Below are 16,338 nucleotides of genomic sequence, written 5' to 3'. Positions count from 1 at the left end.
TAGACCCAATTAACGAGACTTCTTCCGCTTTGCGGACAATTGGTGGTGACTGCGGTGGTCAATAGGTTAGGATATGCGCCATTCATTAATGGAACATGTAATGGCTGCTCTGTTTGAAACCTTCTGGTTTACTCTGTTACAGCATTTTGCCGCATCCTTAGCAATCCCGATTCTGGTAGGGCACTTCTGCCGACCACGCCGTTGGTGGGGGAAGATGACGATCATGGCGATTTGCTTCACGTTATTGTGGGTGTTGTGGACCAGTCTGCTCAGTATTCAGGTGGATACACATTTGGCGTTATTGGTGTCGTTTGTGGCGGTGTATGCCTTCATTCGCAGTGTGGCGCGTATTCAGCAGAGCCTGCCCTCGATGTTTGACGAGGCAGAATACGACGAGGACGACGCTGACCGCGAGCCGGGAGACGCCGCTGCTCGCCAAGCATCCGAAGCAGAACATTCGACCAAAGACTAAGCCTAGTTATTAAATCGTACACTGTTATAGCTAAAGAGTATTTTTCATTCTTCTGCCATGCTCTAGACTGGGCGCACAAAAAATAACCTATAAAGACAGCGCATGGATGTAACGGAAGAGCTGCTGCGAACGGAATTGGAGCAGTTACCGCAAAAATTTTATCGGCAGATACTGACTCTGTTGCCCGAGGCTGTATTGATGATCATCGGGCGGAGAATCGTGTTCGCTAATCAGTCGGCGTGTCGTTTATTCGGCCAACCCCTGCATATGTTGGTCGATCATCATTACGCGCGTTTTTTGCCGCGTTCAGCGCAGGCAGAGGTCATGCAACATTTTCGCAATGTGCAGAACGGCAATAATCATTTTCCGCGCATTACTTTTGACCTGCAGCGTCATGATCGCACCGTACCCGTTTCATTGCAGGCGGCGATTGCGCGCGCGGCTGACGGCCCTCTGGTGTACATCGTAACCCTGCGGGATATCACTCTCGAAGCGGAACTCAGTCAGGCCATCAAGCAGCGTGAAGCGCGTTTGCGCTACTTGGCAGAACACGACCATCTAACACAATTGTTGAATCGCAAAGGCTTCCACGATCATATGGCGAAAGCCATTGCCCGGGCGCAGCGTCAGAAAGCCGAATTTGCGGTGCTCTACATCGACCTCGACAATTTTAAACAAGTGAATGACCGGTACGGGCATACCATGGGAGACGAGGTATTGGTCAGCTTTGCGCGGCGCTTAAAGGATTGTTTCCGTACCTCTGACATTGTGGCGCGCGTCGGTGGTGATGAGTTTGTAGTGATACTGGATCAAATCAGCCCGGACGTGGGCGATGAAGAATTGCTGGCTAACATACGAGCCAAGGTACTGACACCGCTGACCTGCAGCTTCGGTCAGCATGTGTTGGACGCCAGCACCGGTGTCAGTCGTTTTCCACAAGACGGTGTGGATGAAGCAACGTTGATCGAGGCCGCAGATCAGCGCATGTATACTGCTAAAGCCGGCAGCAGCAACTAAGCCAGTTAACCTTGACTGGCTTGCGCTGCCAAGTAGGCCACAAAATCTGGCTCGGCCGCTAAATGCTCGCGCAAATGAATCCGCACGTCCGGGTGGCGTTCGCGCACACTGGCGACGATGCCGGGAATGTCATTGCGCACATGGGTGCCAGCCAATAGAAAACAAGGCATGACTTCGATGTCGGTCGCGCCTTGGTTGATCAGCTCCAACAGTGCGGTGTCAATATAGGGTTCGGCCAGTTCCAAAAAGGCAGTAGCTGTACGATCAAAGGCATTGCCTAAACTGGCCTCCACGCGCTGCGCTAAAACTGCGAACTCTTCATTGCTGCTTTTTAGGCGGCTGCCGTGCGCCACCATCAGTAAGGCTTTCAATATCCACTCTTCTTTAAGGCTTCGTATTCTTCTTGGCCAATCTGCCGCGCTTCTTCTTCCAGCATAACGGGAATGCCATCACGAATTGGGAAGGCCAGACGACTGGCGATGCAAATCAGTTCGTTCTTGTCTTGGCTCAGGCGCACCGGTGCTTTGGTGACAGGGCAGGCCAGAATATTCAGTAATTGCGCATCAATCATTTTGTTGTCTCGTCCTGATGGTCGTCATGGTCGCACTGTGGGCCATGCACATGGGGATTGTTGGGGTCGGGCACGGGGTCTAGGCCACCGGGGTGCAGTGGGTGGCACTTGCTGATCCGTTTAATAGTCAGCCATGAGCCTTTCACTGCCCCGTGTTTTTCCAAAGCCTCAATCGCGTAACTGGAACAGGTTGGGTAGAAGCGACAGCGCGGTGCCATCAAGGGGCTGATGGCCACCTGATAACCGCGCACTATCTTTTTCAGCACCCAAGCTAGCATGGTTTATTTCCACTGCCAGCGCGTGCCTTCACGCGTATCTTGAATCTCTACTCCTGCAGCGTCCAACTCAGCTCGCACGCGGTCGGCTTCGGCAAAGTCTTTGGCTTTTTTGGCCGCTGTACGTAACGCAATCAGTGCTTCAATTTGCTCTGGCGTAACAGCGTTGTCTTGTGCCGACAGCTCTTGGAACCACTGCACCGGCGTGTAGTTAAACAAGCCCAGTACACGACCACAGGCAATCAGTTCCGCGCGCAACTTAGCTTTATCTTCGTTGGTAGTGTCGTCTTGATAGATACGGCTCACCAGGCCATGCAGTTCAGCAATGGCTAGCGGTGAGTTCATATCGTCGCACAGCGCCTGTACCACCGGTGTTTCTCGCAAATCCGGCGCGTCGACCTCAGGCAGTGTCGCGGTGTCGCGCAACGCACCGTAGAAGCGGTCGAGCGTCATGCGTGACTGATTCAACAAGTCGTCCGACCAGTTCAACAAGGATCGATATTGGCCGGACAATAACGCCAAGCGCAACAGCTCGCCCGGATAGCTTTCCAGCAATTCGTGCACGGTAATGAAGTTGTTCAACGACTTCGACATCTTTTCGCCGTTGATGTTGATCATGCCGTTGTGCATCCAGTAGCGCACGTATTCGTGTTCTTCTGAGTGGCAGCAGGTGCCTTGCGCCACTTCGTTCTCATGGTGCGGGAACATCAAATCTGCACCGCCACCATGAATGTCGATGGTGGGGCCGAGGTGCTTGTTGATCATGGCCGTACATTCAATGTGCCAGCCCGGACGACCGTAACCCCATGGGCTTTCCCAGCCGGGTTCATGCGCCTCAACAGAGGGTTTCCACAGCACGAAATCCATTGGATTCTTCTTGTAGCTGGCCACTTCTACGCGGGCGCCGGCAATCATGTCTTCCGTTTTACGTTTCGACAGTTTGCCGTAGTCGGGCATGGCGGCGACATCAAACAACACATGACCTTCAGCGGCGTAAGCAAAGCCGCGCTGAATCAGGTTGTCGATCAGCTCCACCATAACGTCAATGTGCTCGGTTGCCAAAGGCTCAACCGTGGGCGGCAGGTTAAACAGTGATGCCATGTCTTTGCGGTAGGCTTCCGTGTAACGAGCACTGTAGGTGCCAATGTCTTCACCGGCGGTGTGTGCAGCGTTGTTGATCTTGTCGTCGATGTCGGTGATGTTGCGCGCGTAATCCAATTGCGGATAAAACAACCGCAACACACGCGCAAAGGTATCGAAGACGACAGCCGGGCGCGCGTTACCGATGTGGATGTAGTTGTACACAGTCGGGCCACAGACATACATCGTGATTCGCTCAGGTTTCAGCGGTACAAAGGTCTCTTTGCGATTGGTCAGCGAATTGTAGATCTGTATGGGCATGTTGGGTCCAGAGTCAGTGATAAATTCGGTAATAGGTAATGATACAGGAAAACAAGCACAGCGAGGATCAACAAGCTGCGATTGCGCCCTTGTCCACACCTTCGAAGGCACGCACTTTCCAGTGATGCGCCGGTGCTTGCTTGTGCAGCAATTGCGCGAGGTGGTCAGCAATCAATTCCACGGTGGTGTCGGTGTCTAAAATATCGCACCGCGCTTTGGGTAAGGTCAGCTCAAAGTCGCCTTGCTGGGCTGTATAGACAACATGGTAGCAGGGTATGTCAAGCACCTGGCACTCGGCCTGAATGTCTTCGCGAGTGATCAGGTAGATGTCACGCCAATGCTCGGCCAGGGTAGCTTCCGTGTAGGTGTCACGTGTGCCGTCGCGTTCGATAATAATGCGTGAACGGTGGCCGTGAATCATGCGCTGACAGTCACCTTGATGCTTTTTCAGGCCGTGGGAGTAGTGATAAAAAGCGCCATCATGTTCTTCCGGGCGGAGGCGGACGATGATGTTACTGACGTTGGCCGGTACGACCTGGCGAACCTGTGCGCTGATATGACGCGTCACGTCAGCCAGCTTGATGGCCGATGCGTCGAGCCAGTAGAAGGCTTCGTTCGGTGCACGGTAGTCCAATACAAAGCCTTTTTGTGGCTGCTTCAGAGACAGGCGGCTTTCTTCGGGTCCACGCTGAATAACCAAGCCTGGCATATGCTCCGGCACCACAAAACGGTGATCGAGGCCGCTGTCGATTTCGGCCTTAATCGCTCGCTTAACGTGACTGAAATCAAACACCATACCTTCGTCGTTCAGTGCACCCTCGAGTTCAATATCGACGATCCAACTTTCACCCACGATGCCGCGCTCGGCATCCAAGTAACTGAAGTCTACAACGGTGAGCGCATCGACGAACAAACTGGCCATGAATCCTCCTAAAGGGAGGTGGATTTTAACTGAAAGTCGCCGTCGAGGCACCTGTATTGATAGGGGGTGGGTGATTTTATCCGGTGCAGTGGCAAACGCCGTCAGAAATGGCTAAAGTTACGTTCAGACAGTTGCCGCGAGAAGACCATGGCAAATAATGACACCCCATTAGCGGTCTCTCCGGAGGCAGCCGCACGTGCGCTGGGTAATGAAGCTCGCGAGCTGCGTGCCAGTTTAGCCAGTACCTTTTTGATCAGTGCGGCCATTGCCGAAGAAATGCGCGAAATCCGCCAAGCTTTGCCAGTTCTGCCCACCAAGCCAAAAGAAAATCCTTAATAAACTCTGCTGTCATGCCCTGCTGCGTACTTGTAATTCAAGAGAATGCACCTATCCTAAGCGCTGTTCATCCAGCTGCCATCAGAGGAACTATTCCATGGCCAAGAAAAAACGACAGCCGACCCAACACAGTCAGGTAGCGCGTGAATTGCGTAGCCCCAAGTACCGCTTGCGCGTGGTGAGCGACAAAACCCAGTATGACCGCAAGCGTGACAAGAAGCCTCGTGCAGAGGATTTCCAAAAGGCAGCGTAAGTGCTGGTTTCTGGAAGTCCTCTGAGAACATCTAAAAACCGCCTTTTCTCAAGCTGGCGTTGTTTTTCTATTGACCCTCGCTCGTCAGCGGCAAGAGTGTCAAGCCACCGCCATAAACACCCTCTAGCCCCTGTGCAGTTAATCTATGCTCGTGAAAGTAAGCACAATCGCCGGGTGCCCACCGTGGTGGATTTTTTGCTACAGGAGGCGGCGCAGCAACGCTTTGGGCCAGGAGGTTTAGAGTAAGATTCCAGAATGAACACGCTGCGACAAAACGCCGCAGGGCACCTAGGGTGAAAATAACGTAGAATTTACGCTTTCACATTTGCCCTAAATCAACGTGGCCCATTCTGAATCTACAACAGAACCTGTAAAAAGCGCAGGTAAAGCAAGTCAGCGTCAACAGATGTTGCTGCTTATTGTCGCTGCGGCTGTGCTTTCTGGCGCGATTGCTTATTCGGTCTTTCCGTGGTTGCGCCATTTTTATACCGATGCGCCGCTTTGGGTGGCGCAGGCACCTGATTCCTGCGATTTACACCAGTCATCGTGTCGCGTGACAGTGCCTGGAGGGTGGGTAGAGCTGTCGCTGTCGCCGAATCCCATTGAACTGCTGACGCCCTTGTCGGTGCAGGTGACGACGAGTGGTGTATCATCGGCTGGGGTACAGGTCGATTTCAGCAGCCCTGATATGTACATGGGTTATAACCGTCCCACCTTGCAGGCAACGGAAAACCACGGTGAATATGTGGGCGCTACGTCTTTGGCTATCTGTATCTTGGAAACCATGACGTGGGAAGCGAGAGTGCTATTGGAACAACCCGACGGCGTGGGTGCCGTGTCGTTTTTCTTCACCACAACGCGGCGGTTTTAAACATGTTTACATTCAATCGCATACTAGCGGTCATTGTTGGCCTGTTAGCGACGGTTCTGCTTATTGTTTTGCTGCTTCGAGATTCGCATGCACCGCTCAGCACGCTGGCAGCCGCGCCTGTCGGTGGCGATTTCTCGTTGACCACGCCAGAGAGTGAATTCCGGTTGTCGGACTATCGTGGTCAGATCGTGGTGGTCTATTTCGGCTACACCTATTGCCCGGATATTTGCCCCACTGCCTTGGCGGTGATGAGTCAGTCGATTCGGCAGTTGCCAGTAGATCAACAAGACAGCGTCGTCCCTTTGTTTATTAGCGTAGATCCAGAAAGGGATACGCCCGAACGCTTACAAGAGTATGTGCAATTCTTTCATCCTAATTTAATGGGTGTTACGGGCACCGAATCTGAGTTGCAACAGGCGGGACGACAGTACGGCGTAGCTTGGCATTTTGCCGAACCGGATGCTCAGGGCCGCTACGCCGTAGATCACAGCTCAAGTTTGTATGTGATCGATCGACAGGGCGGGTTGGCGGACATCGTCTATCACGACCAGCGGCCGGATACCTTGCTGCGGTCGCTGCAGTCGGTATTGAATTAATATTAAATTAAGCTAAGGAACATTATGAAAATCACTGCAATGGCTTCGGCCTTTTTGGTCTCTCTTGGTCTTGTCCTACTGGGTGCTGCGTCAGCGCACGATCATGGCCATCACAATACGGACGCCGAGAATGGCATTCAGGTGCATCAGCCGTTCGTGCGCTTGATGCCACCCATGCAGCCCAATACCGCGGCGTTCATGCGGTTGGAGAATGCTTCCACCAACGATCGTGTGTTGATCGGTGCCGTCAGTGACGTGGCTGAAGCGGTGGAACTGCACACGCACAGCGTCGTCGATGGCATGATGCAGATGCGTCAGGTGCAACACATTGCATTGCCTGCGGGCGATACCGTGGCATTGCAGCCGGGTGGCTTGCACATCATGATGATTGGCCTAAAAGCACCGTTGCAAGATGGCCAAATGGTGGAGATTACGTTGCAATACGACGATGGCACTGAGCAAAGTATTAAAGCGCCCGTGCGGCACCCTAATGTTGAAATGCAGCACTCAATGGACGATCATCACCAGCATTGATGAGATTGTCTCGCCTGCTCAACACCCGAGAAGTTCGCATGAAAACTCCTTTGATCACACGCGCCGGTTACGAGGCGCTGAAAGCAGAATTGGATGAGCTGTGGAGGCGCGAGCGGCCAGAGGTGACGAAGAAAGTCACTTGGGCGGCGAGCCTAGGCGACCGCAGTGAAAACGCTGACTACCAATACAATAAGAAGCGCTTGCGCGAGATTGATCGCCGCGTGCGCTATTTGCGCAAATGTTTAGAGCATTTGAAAGTAGTAGATTATTCACCGCAGCAAGAAGGCCGGGTGTTTTTCGGTGCGTGGGTGACGGTGGAAAACGATGATGAAGCCACTAAGCGATTTCGTGTCGTGGGCTACGATGAGATTTTCGACCGCAACGATTACATTTCGATTGATTCGCCTATGGCGCGGGCGCTGTTGAAAAAGTCGGTAGACGACGAGGTGGTGGTCAAGACGCCTAAGGGCGACGCGGTGTGGTACGTCACTAAGATCGAATACGAGCAGGGCCATAGCGCGGTTTAACGTAGGAGGCCAGCCCTCTGGCCGAATCGGTGTGATTATACCCGCCGTCTTTCGGCCAGAGGGCTGGCCTCCTACGTACGCCGCCAAAAACGCCCTGGATGAATTCGGCTCCCCAACATATTCCCCATGGGCGTTGGCTCGCCGGTCATCAAACAGACCAATTGTTCGGCGCACAGGGCAGACGATGCCAGCCCTTTTGAGCCCAGTCCCGTCAACACATACAGCCCCGGCAGAAACAGCGGTGATGTGTTGTTGTGTCTGTACCAATTGGTAGGGCTGCTGTTCAGAGCTTCCTCAATAAGAACCGGCCCTGACATCGGCAAATAATCGGGCGTCGTCGCACGCACTGCGGCACGCTCCACGGTGGTGTGGTTTTCGATGGCTTGTGCTGCTTCGGGTGCCAGCGCAGCCAAGGCTGAGCGGTTCAGTAGGGTGTCTTCTGATTTTACCGCGTTGTGGTCGCTGCCGACATCGAACGATGCACCAAAGTGCCAATGCCCTTGGTCGTCGGCAGGGGTGAGGTAGCTGTCGCCACAGACGACCGTGCGAGGCGAGCCCTTGGGGGTCGCAGCTTGCGAAACCTGCCCCCGTACCGGTTTTAAACGCAAGTGTTCAGTCTGTGGAAACTGATTGCTGTGCTGGCCTGCGGCTATCACCAGTGCGTCGCAACGATGAATCTCTGTGCCGTTGGCATTGACGACCCATTGCTGGTGAGTGGCATCAAAGGTTAATTGATCCGCGCGGGTGGCTATTCTGGGTATTAGCGCGAGTTGATCTTTGCAATACTGCGATGGTGAAAGCCAGCCGCCTTGCGGAAAAAACAAGGCTGGGCCAGACAGTGTTACACCACTGAGTGCGCTGGCCTCTGCCTGAGAGATTGGTTGCATCAGTTGAGCAAAAGGGTGGTTGACGGCTTCTGCCAAGCGTTGCCAACGTTTTTCAGATGTCACCTGAACCAGTCCGCAAGCCTTGCCTGGCCAAAATTGGCCTTGGCTCTGCCAAAGCCGTACCCGATAGCTCAGGGCGTGGGCGTAAAAGCAGGTCGCTGGGTCTGCTTCCAGGCCGGGTTTTGCATATACTGCACCTTGGTCGTTGCCCGAAGCAGCTGAACCCGGTTCGTCTGGCGCAATGAGCGTGACGGCGTAACCGCGGTGACGCAATCGTTGTGCGGTTTCAGCGGCGGCCAGCCCGCTGCCAAGGACGCCGACCGTTTGGCCTGGCTTCAAGGCGTGAATTGGGCGCGACCACCACTGTTTATTGGTGATGGGTCGTTCCGGGCCGTGTAAACCAATGAAGTGGCCGCGGCACATGGTGCGTTTCAAGCCGAAGCCGGGGCACTTTCCAGCGAGAAATCCGGCGGCGTTGAGTCCTTCGCGTACAGGTAAAGCTGCCGTGAAGGTGGCCACAGTGGTGCCGGGGCGACTTAAACGTGCCATGGCGTGATAAATCGTTGGGTTCCACAAGTCGCCGTTTTTCGCCGGTGTAAAACCATCGAGATACCAGGCGTCCACCACACCATCAATATCGTTAAGCCCGCTGAGCGCATCGCCTACAAACAAAGACAGCTCGGCATCGCTGAAACTCAAGCGGTTCCAACCGGGCACCAAGCTATGATACTGGGCAAGAAATTCATCCACTTCCGGCAGTTCTTCGCGTAAGGGCAGCAGCAAAGCGCGCAGGGTAGTGGGTGAGACGGGGTACTTTTCCACGCTGATAAAATGTAGGCGGCTGGCACGCGGAGTTTCACGCCAAATGTGGAGGGTGGTAATGAAGTTCAGGCCGGTACCAAAACCCGTTTCACCGATGGTAAACCACTGCCCTAACTCAGTAGGAAAGCGCTCGGGGAGGTTGTTGTTGCCCAGAAAGACATGGCGCGTTTCATCGGTACCGCCTTGACGACTGAAGTAGATGTCGTCAAAGCGGGGAGAGAAGGGCACGCCATTGCGCATTTCGAGATCGGCAAACTGCATAGCCCTGTCTCTCAGCTATATGACGATTACTGCTGTTGCAGTCGCACCGACTCGATCACGATGTCCTCGTTCGGTACGTTCTGGTGCATTCCACGGTTACCGGTGCGCACCTTAGCGATACTGTCCACCACTTCCATACCAGAAATTACTCGGCCAAACACCGCGTAACCGGGGCGGCCATTGCGATAGTCGAGATTATTGTTATCCACCAAGTTGATGTAGAACTGGGCAGTGGCGCTGTCGGGCGCTTGCGTGCGTGCCATGGCGATGGTGCCACGGGAATTACTCAGGCCATTATTAGATTCGTTGCGGATCGGCGCGCGCACGGGTTGCTGTGTCATGTCAGCATCAAAACCGCCACCTTGGATCATAAAACCGTCAATGACGCGATGAAAGATCAGACCGTCGTAGAACTCGTCTTCGACGTAAGTAACGAAATTGCTGGTCGTTACCGGAGCATTGGTTGCGTCCAGTTCCAGTACGATCTCTCCAGCGGACGTCTGCATCACAACGGTAACGGTTGCTGCTTCGGTGGCCGGAGTAGCTGCTGTTTGGGTCGCTGAGTCGTCGCCTTTGCTGCATGCGCTCAAGGTGAGGGCGGATACGAACACAGCAGACAGGGTTAGTATTCTATAAGTTTTAGCCATTGTTGAAAAAATTGCCTTGGTAACAGAATGTCGACATGAGAAAAACGTTTCATGTCATTAATGGAATAGTGGCTGGCAATATGGAGCTCCCAGCGCACTTGCATGTCGTCCGTTACTTGCCAGTAACGAAACAGGTTTTCAGGTATCGGGTGCAACTTGCTGATTTCTTGGGCGTAGCGCCCGGCCCACTCTACGATGTCGAAGTGAGTGTACCGAGACGCCGACCCCTTGGCACCTTCACGCAGTAGTTCATAGAGGGCGTCCTCAGTATAAGGACGCTCTATGGTAACTTGCTTCCATGGCACGGGGGATTAAGCCCAGCCATCACTGCGTCGACGACGCATCAAAATAGGCAGTAACAGGCCGGTGATCAGGCCAGCCAATACCAAGCCACCGCCGGCGATCATCTTCCACTGGCTGCTGGTGTCTTCTAATGTTTCATTCATACGACGGAGTTGGTCGTTCTCGTTTTCCAGAACACGGTTGCGGTTTACCAGTTCGCGATTGCGGTCATCCAATTGGATGGCGTTACCGGATACGTCGCGAATGCGTTCGACTTCAGCCAGGGCTGCATCACGCTCTTGCTCCAGTGATTGATACAGGGAGTCTACTGCCATGCGGTCATCACGGAGGTCGTTAAACTGTTGTTGCAGTTCGGTGTATTGAGTACGCAGTGTCGCCAGTTCGGCTTGTGCGGCTGCCAGTCGATCCCGCGCGATGGGCTGGTTCACCACAAACTGTGACTGCAACCAACCTTCTTGATTATTGAAGCGCACAAACGACCATGTGCCTTCATCATTCGTATCCAGCAGGGTCAACTGTGATCCGCTAGGAATGCCCGCATTGATAATACGGAACTCTATAGAGGGGCCAGTGCGCAAAGGTACGCGCAGCTCATCACCGATGTAGCGTGTTTGTGCGGTGGCGGTTACCGACAAGGCCGACAGCGCTACCAAGCAGCACAACAACACGGATTTGAAAAGACGTTTGTTCAGAGGCGAGGTTTTCATAAATGACCTTAAGGTAATACTTTCTTAAAAGGTTTAACGGATACTCTGGCATACACGCCAGCAGCCATATAAGGATCTGCATCTGCCCATTCCTGAGCCGCTGCCAGCGAAGCAAATTCGGCGACCACGAGTGAACCAGTAAAGCCAGCGTCACCGGGATTTTCGGAGTCGATGGCTGGGAGTGGTCCGGCGAGCAATAATTTACCTTGATCACGGAGAATTTCCAGTCGTGCAAGGTGATCGGGTCGAGCTTTTTGACGCAAAGGCAGGCTGTTTGCAACATCCTGCGACATAATGGCGTAGTACATCGTGACTCCTTCTTATGTATTCTTTCTTGATTCGGTCAGGGGGCTGACCTCCTACAGGTACTTGGCTGCAATAGCGCTACCCTCTGCGCGAACAGTCGTTCCCATGTGCTTAGCCGTAGGAGCGCAGCCCTCTGCGCGAACAGCTGCCTTAAAATAGTGTTAAGAAAACCGGGACTGATGCCTTATACTGTGGCCCTTCATGCATCAGAGTTGCGATCATCTGCGTCGCCCAGTTTAATCACCATGTCCGATACTGTCCACGCTCCTGCTGACCCTCGTTACGATGCGGTCGACTTGCACTGCCATAGCCTACACTCCGACGGGGCATTGCCCATCGCGGAGTTAATGGCGCGTGCGCAGTCGGCAGAATTAAAGTATTTCAGTGTCACAGATCATGACACACTCCGCGGGCAGGAAGAAGCGTTCGCCGTCGCAAAAACGCAGTCAATCAACTATGTGTCCGGCGTCGAGTGGTCGGCTGTTTGGGGCAGCTACTTGATTCATGTGGTGGGTCTCAACTTTGATTTGAATGCACCGGCCAGCCTTGAAGCGGAAAAAGCTCAAGTACGGTCGCGCGCACGCCGTGCTCGGCGCATTGCAGATAAGTTAGAGCGCGAAGGCTTTGTGGGGGTGCGTGAGTGGCTGAGCCAGCAGGATGACGCCGCGAGTATAGGACGTCCGCACATAGCGGCCTATCTGGTTGAAAGCCAGCAAGCTAAGAATGTCGCCCAAGTCTTTAAAAGATACCTGGGAGCTGGCAAAGTAGGCGATGTAAAGAACGAGTGGCCTGAATTAGGCCAAGTGGTGCAGTGGATCACAGCGGCAGGTGGTCAAGCCGTGTTGGCGCACCCGCATCGCTACAAGATGACGCGCACCAAACGCACGCGGTTGGTCGCTGATTTCGCTGAGGCCGGCGGTCAGGCAATTGAAATCGGGGTGCCCGGCGTGATGCCGGACATGCGTCAGCACTTGGTGCAACTGGTGCAAGACCATGAATTGGCCGGTTCTTCGGGCAGTGATTTCCACCACGATGAGCAGCGCTGGTTGGCGTTAGGTAAGGTGCCGCCTTTGCCGAAAGATGTTGTGCCGGTGTGGACGCGGTTCCGAACCACGTAGGAGCGCAGCCCTCTGCGCGAACATTCGGCCAAGAGGCTGGCCTCCTAAGGTTGAACCATTGGCTAGGGGGCTGGCCTCCTACAGAATTAATTTTTAGAGAACACACATGAGTCAGTTTTTTGCTATTCACCCAGAAACACCGCAACTGCGATTGATCCGTCAGGCTGTGATGATCATTCGCGACGGCGGTGTGGTCGCGTATCCAACCGATTCCGGATACGCTCTGGGCTGTCATCTGGGTGATAAAAATGCCGTGGATCGTATTCGCGCCATTCGTCAAATCGACGACAGTCACCATCTAACCTTGATTTGCCGCGACCTCTCTGAGCTGTCGACCTACGCTAAGGTAGAAAATTCGGCGTTTCGCCTGTTGAAAAACAATACACCGGGTCCTTACACCTTTATCTTGAATGCGTCGCGCGAAGTGCCACGCCGCCTGATGCACCCGAAAAAGCGTGAAATTGGCCTGCGCATACCAGAACACCCCATCACCATGGCCTTACTCGAAGAGTTGGGCGAACCCCTGCTCAGTACCTCCTTGATCATGCCGGGCGAAGAAGATCCGCGCGTTGAAGCGTGGGATATTCGCGAAACGCTAGAACACAGCTTGGATTTGATCATCGACGGTGGCTATTGCGGCTTCATTCCAACCACGGTGGTCAGTTTGCTCGATGACGTACCGGTCATCTTGCGTGAAGGCGCCGGCCCCATTGAGCCATTTGCTTGATGTTATGGATGAACAGCCGATGGAAGAGCAGCCAATAGACGACCAGCCGACTGCGCCGGAATCTGCCAACGAGGTGCAGCCAGTGAAAGGCTTGGCGGCGCTGCGTGAGGTTGCCCGACAGGAGCAAGGCGAGTTGCCCTTCGCCATCGTGATGGGCGAGGCCTATACGAATGTACCGCAGGACCTCTACATTCCGCCGGAAGCGCTTGAAGTCTTCTTGCAGGCCTTTGAAGGCCCGCTGGATTTGCTGCTCTACCTGATTAAGAAGCAAAACCTCGATATATTGGATATCAACGTTTTTGAAATCGCTAGCCAGTATGCCACCTATGTTGACTTGATGATGGAGTTTCAACTGGAGCTGGCGGCAGAGTATCTGGTGATGGCTGCCATGCTGGCCGAGATCAAGTCACGCATGCTGTTACCCCGGCGTGACAGCGAAGATGAAGAAGAAGGTGACCCGCGAGCGGAATTGATTCGTCGGCTGCAGGAATACGAACAGTTCCGTGAAGCTGCCGAGCGTTTGGATCGCTTGCCACGCCAAGAGCGTGAATTTTTTGTCACGCCCGGTGAGAGTATCGATATTGGCGGCGTGCAGCATCCTCCTGTGCAATGGGTGGAAGTGTTGTTGGCCATGAAGCATGTAACCAATCGACAGGCGATGTTCGAGCAGCATCATGTGTCGCGTGAAGCACTGTCGACCCGTGAACGCATGAGCTTCATTCTCGATATGCTGCAAAACCGTGACGTGATCTCTTTGAGCGAGCTTTACACCCGCGAGGAGGGGCGGCAGGGTGTGGTGGTCAGTTTTCTGGCCATGATGGAATTAACCAAGGAGAATCTGGTCGAGGTACTGCAATCTGAATTGTATGGACCAGTGCATATGCGAGCGAAACAACATGAATGATGAGTTTGATGATGACGCCTTAGATGAGGCTCCGCACCTGTCTGGGTTTGATCACTTTCCTGATCAAGACAATGCGCGACAGCAGGTGGTTGAGGCTGCCTTGTTCGCCGCCGGGCGTCCACTTACCGTGGACGAGTTGCGTGGTCTGTTTGGTGAGGACTTGCCTGTCAGTGGCCGCGAGATTCAAGCCATTTTGCAGCGCTTAGAAGCGCAGAATGGTGAGCGTGGTATTGAACTCGTGAAAGTGGCGCGAGGGTACCGTTATCAAACCAAAAAGGGCTTACACCCTTGGCTATCACGCCTTTGGGAAGAACGGCCGAAGAAATACAGCCGAGCGTTGCTGGAAACACTGGCGCTGATTGCCTATCGGCAGCCCATTACGCGCGGTGAGATTGAAGACGTTCGCGGTGTGTCGGTCGCCAGTAACATTGTGCGTACCCTCTTAGAGCGCGAATGGGTTAAGGTAGTGGGGCACAGAGATGTGCCCGGTCGACCAGCGTTGTTTGCCACCACGCAGACGTTTCTGGATTACTTTGGTTTGGCCTCGTTGGACGACTTGCCGCCGCTGTCGGAGATTAAAACCATGGCCGAACTGGAGCCAGAGTTGGAATTCGATGAGATAGATGAAGCGGAAAAGGAAGTGTCGTTCAGCGCTATGCTGACACGCTTGAAAGAGGAGGAAGCGGCAGAAGCCGACCACGCGTTGGATGAAGAGCTCAATGAGCACTGGCAGACGCTGGATGAATTGAACGAACAATTTGAGCACAGTCTGCGTCCCCCAGCGGAAGATACTGAGAACGCGGCAGAGGACGAAACACCCGAGAACGAACCGGAGTCTGACTTAGTTTCAGCCCCGGCAGCCGAGACGGAAAAGCGGGAAGCCGCTCTGACCGAAGCGGAACAATTAGCCATTATTCAACAAAAGCTGGCGCAACAAGCCGGTTTACTGGAGCAAAAGAATACCGATGACGACGGACGCGAATAACGACAACGCGGTGCAGAGCGAAAAACTGCAAAAAGTATTGGCACGCGCTGGCTTAGGCTCGCGTCGTGAAATGGAAACCGCGATTGAAGCCGGTCGAGCCATGGTCAATGGTAAGCCTGCAAAGTTAGGCGACCGGGTAGAGGCCAAAGACAAGATCATGTTCGACGGTAAGGAAGTGGCCGCATTCACCACTTATCGCCGCGTGTTGGTATACAACAAACCAGAAGGTGAGGTGTGTACACGCCAGGACCCTGAAGGACGCCCAACGGTGTTTGACCGCTTGCCGCCACCGGGAGAAGGCCGTTGGATCTCCATTGGTCGCTTAGACATCAATACCTCTGGCTTGCTATTGGTCACCACTGATGGCGAATTGGCGAACCGTTTGATGCACCCTTCCTCGCAAGTCGAGCGTGAGTACGCAGTGCGCATTCTGGGCGAAGTGAATCCGGATATGGTGAAAGCCATGCATGAAGGTGTGATGCTGGAAGACGGCATGGCGAAGTTCACCGACATTCAGGAGTTTGGTGGCTCGGGAGCCAATACCTGGTATCACGTGGTGATTATGGAAGGACGTAACCGCGAAGTACGTCGCTTGTGGGAGTCGCAAGGCGTTAAAGTCAGCCGCTTGAAGCGGGTGCGCTACGGTAACGTGTTTATGGATTCTGATTTGCGTATGGGCCAGTGGAAAGAACTGGACCAAAAAGTGGTCGATACCTTAGCCGACTCCGTTGGCCTGCCGCCTATTAAACTGCCAACCTTGGCCGGTAAGATCAAAGAGAAAACCGAACGTTTGCAGAAAAAGCGGGCGGGTGTCGGTGCAGCAGCCAAACCGGATCGTCGGCCTAAGCCGAGTAAGCGTCGGTAGGAAGCCAGCCCTCTGGCCGAACCTTAACCGT

At 54.0% G+C, this 16,338-nt stretch carries 23 protein-coding genes; 13 read left to right on the top strand and 10 right to left on the bottom strand.

Annotated elements, in window-relative coordinates; genetic code table 11:
• The first annotated feature begins 100 nt into the window (after nucleotides 1-100).
• Nucleotides 101-472: a hypothetical protein gene (locus NFC81_RS08595; RefSeq protein WP_304994072.1), complete on the top strand. Its 372-nt coding sequence runs from the start codon at nucleotides 101-103 to the stop codon at nucleotides 470-472.
• Nucleotides 473-574: 102 nt separating this feature from the next.
• Entirely contained in the window at nucleotides 575-1,489 is a 915-nt protein-coding gene (locus tag NFC81_RS08590) for a sensor domain-containing diguanylate cyclase (protein ID WP_304994071.1), read from the top strand.
• 5 nt (nucleotides 1,490-1,494) lie between these two features.
• Here the strand turns inward: NFC81_RS08590 and NFC81_RS08585 are convergent, their stop codons facing one another.
• The 5 genes from NFC81_RS08585 to NFC81_RS08565 form a co-directional block, all read right to left on the bottom strand.
• The gene (locus tag NFC81_RS08585; protein ID WP_304994070.1) at nucleotides 1,495-1,860 is read right to left on the bottom strand and encodes a CbiX/SirB N-terminal domain-containing protein; all 366 of its coding nucleotides are present in this window, start codon (nucleotides 1,858-1,860) and stop codon (nucleotides 1,495-1,497) included.
• On the bottom strand, nucleotides 1,857-2,057 hold the full coding sequence (locus NFC81_RS08580; RefSeq protein ID WP_304996962.1) for a Trm112 family protein: 201 nt from the start codon (nucleotides 2,055-2,057) through the stop codon (nucleotides 1,857-1,859). Before NFC81_RS08580 ends, NFC81_RS08585 begins: the two co-directional genes overlap by 4 nt.
• On the bottom strand, nucleotides 2,057-2,338 hold the full coding sequence (gene yidD / locus NFC81_RS08575; protein WP_304994069.1) for a membrane protein insertion efficiency factor YidD: 282 nt from the start codon (nucleotides 2,336-2,338) through the stop codon (nucleotides 2,057-2,059). Before yidD ends, NFC81_RS08580 begins: the two co-directional genes overlap by 1 nt.
• 3 nt (nucleotides 2,339-2,341) lie before the next feature.
• A complete protein-coding gene (gene cysS / locus NFC81_RS08570) occupies nucleotides 2,342-3,736 on the bottom strand; it encodes a cysteine--tRNA ligase (RefSeq protein ID WP_304994068.1) in 1,395 nt (464 codons plus the stop codon).
• A gap of 67 nt (nucleotides 3,737-3,803) precedes the next feature.
• Nucleotides 3,804-4,658, bottom strand: a complete 855-nt coding sequence (locus tag NFC81_RS08565) for a 6-carboxytetrahydropterin synthase (protein ID WP_304994067.1) — start codon at nucleotides 4,656-4,658, stop codon at nucleotides 3,804-3,806.
• Between the two features lie 147 nt (nucleotides 4,659-4,805).
• Here NFC81_RS08565 and NFC81_RS08560 point away from each other — a divergent pair, with 147 nt between their 5' ends.
• The 6 genes from NFC81_RS08560 (at nucleotide 4,806) to greB (ending at nucleotide 7,775) form a co-directional block, all read left to right on the top strand.
• Nucleotides 4,806-4,994: a hypothetical protein gene (locus NFC81_RS08560; RefSeq protein ID WP_304994066.1), complete on the top strand. Its 189-nt coding sequence runs from the start codon at nucleotides 4,806-4,808 to the stop codon at nucleotides 4,992-4,994.
• Between the two features lie 97 nt (nucleotides 4,995-5,091).
• On the top strand, nucleotides 5,092-5,247 hold the full coding sequence (locus NFC81_RS08555; protein ID WP_304994065.1) for a hypothetical protein: 156 nt from the start codon (nucleotides 5,092-5,094) through the stop codon (nucleotides 5,245-5,247).
• Between the two features lie 406 nt (nucleotides 5,248-5,653).
• Nucleotides 5,654-6,118 (top strand): hypothetical protein, encoded by a 465-nt coding sequence (locus NFC81_RS08550; RefSeq protein WP_304994064.1) that lies wholly within the window; start codon nucleotides 5,654-5,656, stop codon nucleotides 6,116-6,118.
• 2 nt (nucleotides 6,119-6,120) lie between these two features.
• A complete protein-coding gene (locus NFC81_RS08545; RefSeq protein ID WP_304994063.1) occupies nucleotides 6,121-6,714 on the top strand; it encodes an SCO family protein in 594 nt (197 codons plus the stop codon).
• Nucleotides 6,715-6,738: 24 nt separating this feature from the next.
• Nucleotides 6,739-7,248, top strand: coding sequence for a copper chaperone PCu(A)C (locus NFC81_RS08540; RefSeq protein ID WP_304994062.1), 510 nt, complete (start codon nucleotides 6,739-6,741; stop codon nucleotides 7,246-7,248).
• A 38-nt stretch (nucleotides 7,249-7,286) separates the two neighbouring features.
• Nucleotides 7,287-7,775 (top strand): transcription elongation factor GreB, encoded by a 489-nt coding sequence (greB, locus tag NFC81_RS08535; RefSeq protein WP_304994061.1) that lies wholly within the window; start codon nucleotides 7,287-7,289, stop codon nucleotides 7,773-7,775.
• Between the two features lie 71 nt (nucleotides 7,776-7,846).
• Here greB and mnmC read toward each other — a convergent pair whose 3' ends face one another.
• From mnmC to NFC81_RS08510, 5 genes are read right to left on the bottom strand one after another with little or no spacing between them, the layout of a single operon-like run.
• Complete coding sequence (gene mnmC / locus NFC81_RS08530) at nucleotides 7,847-9,745, bottom strand: bifunctional tRNA (5-methylaminomethyl-2-thiouridine)(34)-methyltransferase MnmD/FAD-dependent 5-carboxymethylaminomethyl-2-thiouridine(34) oxidoreductase MnmC (RefSeq protein ID WP_304994060.1); 1,899 nt, start codon at nucleotides 9,743-9,745, stop codon at nucleotides 7,847-7,849.
• 26 nt (nucleotides 9,746-9,771) lie between these two features.
• Nucleotides 9,772-10,392: a peptidylprolyl isomerase gene (locus NFC81_RS08525; RefSeq protein ID WP_304994059.1), complete on the bottom strand. Its 621-nt coding sequence runs from the start codon at nucleotides 10,390-10,392 to the stop codon at nucleotides 9,772-9,774.
• Nucleotides 10,368-10,697, bottom strand: a complete 330-nt coding sequence (locus NFC81_RS08520; protein WP_304994058.1) for a hypothetical protein — start codon at nucleotides 10,695-10,697, stop codon at nucleotides 10,368-10,370. Before NFC81_RS08520 ends, NFC81_RS08525 begins: the two co-directional genes overlap by 25 nt.
• Nucleotides 10,698-10,703: 6 nt before the next feature.
• Nucleotides 10,704-11,402, bottom strand: a complete 699-nt coding sequence (locus tag NFC81_RS08515; RefSeq protein ID WP_304994057.1) for a TIGR04211 family SH3 domain-containing protein — start codon at nucleotides 11,400-11,402, stop codon at nucleotides 10,704-10,706.
• 8 nt (nucleotides 11,403-11,410) lie between these two features.
• Complete coding sequence (locus NFC81_RS08510; protein ID WP_304994056.1) at nucleotides 11,411-11,710, bottom strand: YciI family protein; 300 nt, start codon at nucleotides 11,708-11,710, stop codon at nucleotides 11,411-11,413.
• 243 nt (nucleotides 11,711-11,953) lie between these two features.
• Here NFC81_RS08510 and NFC81_RS08505 point away from each other — a divergent pair, with 243 nt between their 5' ends.
• From NFC81_RS08505 to rluB, 5 genes are all read left to right on the top strand, one after another.
• Nucleotides 11,954-12,826, top strand: a complete 873-nt coding sequence (locus tag NFC81_RS08505; protein WP_304994055.1) for a PHP domain-containing protein — start codon at nucleotides 11,954-11,956, stop codon at nucleotides 12,824-12,826.
• A 106-nt stretch (nucleotides 12,827-12,932) separates the two neighbouring features.
• A complete protein-coding gene (locus tag NFC81_RS08500; protein WP_304994054.1) occupies nucleotides 12,933-13,553 on the top strand; it encodes an L-threonylcarbamoyladenylate synthase in 621 nt (206 codons plus the stop codon).
• Entirely contained in the window at nucleotides 13,537-14,457 is a 921-nt protein-coding gene (locus tag NFC81_RS08495; RefSeq protein ID WP_304994053.1) for a segregation/condensation protein A, read from the top strand. The genes NFC81_RS08500 and NFC81_RS08495 overlap by 17 nt, the downstream gene beginning before the upstream one ends.
• On the top strand, nucleotides 14,450-15,442 hold the full coding sequence (scpB, locus tag NFC81_RS08490; RefSeq protein ID WP_304994052.1) for an SMC-Scp complex subunit ScpB: 993 nt from the start codon (nucleotides 14,450-14,452) through the stop codon (nucleotides 15,440-15,442). Before NFC81_RS08495 ends, scpB begins: the two co-directional genes overlap by 8 nt.
• Nucleotides 15,423-16,307 (top strand): 23S rRNA pseudouridine(2605) synthase RluB, encoded by an 885-nt coding sequence (gene rluB / locus NFC81_RS08485; protein WP_304994051.1) that lies wholly within the window; start codon nucleotides 15,423-15,425, stop codon nucleotides 16,305-16,307. Before scpB ends, rluB begins: the two co-directional genes overlap by 20 nt.
• Nucleotides 16,308-16,338: the final 31 nt, after the last annotated feature.

Source organism: Salinispirillum sp. LH 10-3-1 (assembly GCF_030643825.1).
Taxonomy (GTDB): Bacteria; Pseudomonadota; Gammaproteobacteria; order Pseudomonadales; family Natronospirillaceae; genus Salinispirillum.
This window is presented reverse-complemented; position numbering and strand designations above follow the sequence as displayed.

What these genes read in the sequence shown, in the direction of transcription:
- NFC81_RS08595 (WP_304994072.1), top strand. Translation starts at nt 101, where the DNA reads ATGGCTGCTCTGTTTGAAACCTTCTGGTTTACTCTGTTACAGCATTTT.
- NFC81_RS08590 (WP_304994071.1), top strand. Translation starts at nt 575, where the DNA reads ATGGATGTAACGGAAGAGCTGCTGCGAACGGAATTGGAGCAGTTACCG.
- yidD (WP_304994069.1), bottom strand. Translation starts at nt 2,338, where the DNA reads ATGCTAGCTTGGGTGCTGAAAAAGATAGTGCGCGGTTATCAGGTGGCC.
- cysS (WP_304994068.1), bottom strand. Translation starts at nt 3,736, where the DNA reads ATGCCCATACAGATCTACAATTCGCTGACCAATCGCAAAGAGACCTTT.
- NFC81_RS08565 (WP_304994067.1), bottom strand. Translation starts at nt 4,658, where the DNA reads ATGGCCAGTTTGTTCGTCGATGCGCTCACCGTTGTAGACTTCAGTTAC.
- NFC81_RS08560 (WP_304994066.1), top strand. Translation starts at nt 4,806, where the DNA reads ATGGCAAATAATGACACCCCATTAGCGGTCTCTCCGGAGGCAGCCGCA.
- NFC81_RS08555 (WP_304994065.1), top strand. Translation starts at nt 5,092, where the DNA reads ATGGCCAAGAAAAAACGACAGCCGACCCAACACAGTCAGGTAGCGCGT.
- NFC81_RS08550 (WP_304994064.1), top strand. Translation starts at nt 5,654, where the DNA reads ATGTTGCTGCTTATTGTCGCTGCGGCTGTGCTTTCTGGCGCGATTGCT.
- NFC81_RS08545 (WP_304994063.1), top strand. Translation starts at nt 6,121, where the DNA reads ATGTTTACATTCAATCGCATACTAGCGGTCATTGTTGGCCTGTTAGCG.
- NFC81_RS08540 (WP_304994062.1), top strand. Translation starts at nt 6,739, where the DNA reads ATGAAAATCACTGCAATGGCTTCGGCCTTTTTGGTCTCTCTTGGTCTT.
- greB (WP_304994061.1), top strand. Translation starts at nt 7,287, where the DNA reads ATGAAAACTCCTTTGATCACACGCGCCGGTTACGAGGCGCTGAAAGCA.
- mnmC (WP_304994060.1), bottom strand. Translation starts at nt 9,745, where the DNA reads ATGCAGTTTGCCGATCTCGAAATGCGCAATGGCGTGCCCTTCTCTCCC.
- NFC81_RS08525 (WP_304994059.1), bottom strand. Translation starts at nt 10,392, where the DNA reads ATGGCTAAAACTTATAGAATACTAACCCTGTCTGCTGTGTTCGTATCC.
- NFC81_RS08515 (WP_304994057.1), bottom strand. Translation starts at nt 11,402, where the DNA reads ATGAAAACCTCGCCTCTGAACAAACGTCTTTTCAAATCCGTGTTGTTG.
- NFC81_RS08510 (WP_304994056.1), bottom strand. Translation starts at nt 11,710, where the DNA reads ATGTACTACGCCATTATGTCGCAGGATGTTGCAAACAGCCTGCCTTTG.
- NFC81_RS08505 (WP_304994055.1), top strand. Translation starts at nt 11,954, where the DNA reads ATGTCCGATACTGTCCACGCTCCTGCTGACCCTCGTTACGATGCGGTC.
- NFC81_RS08500 (WP_304994054.1), top strand. Translation starts at nt 12,933, where the DNA reads ATGAGTCAGTTTTTTGCTATTCACCCAGAAACACCGCAACTGCGATTG.
- scpB (WP_304994052.1), top strand. Translation starts at nt 14,450, where the DNA reads ATGAATGATGAGTTTGATGATGACGCCTTAGATGAGGCTCCGCACCTG.
- rluB (WP_304994051.1), top strand. Translation starts at nt 15,423, where the DNA reads ATGACGACGGACGCGAATAACGACAACGCGGTGCAGAGCGAAAAACTG.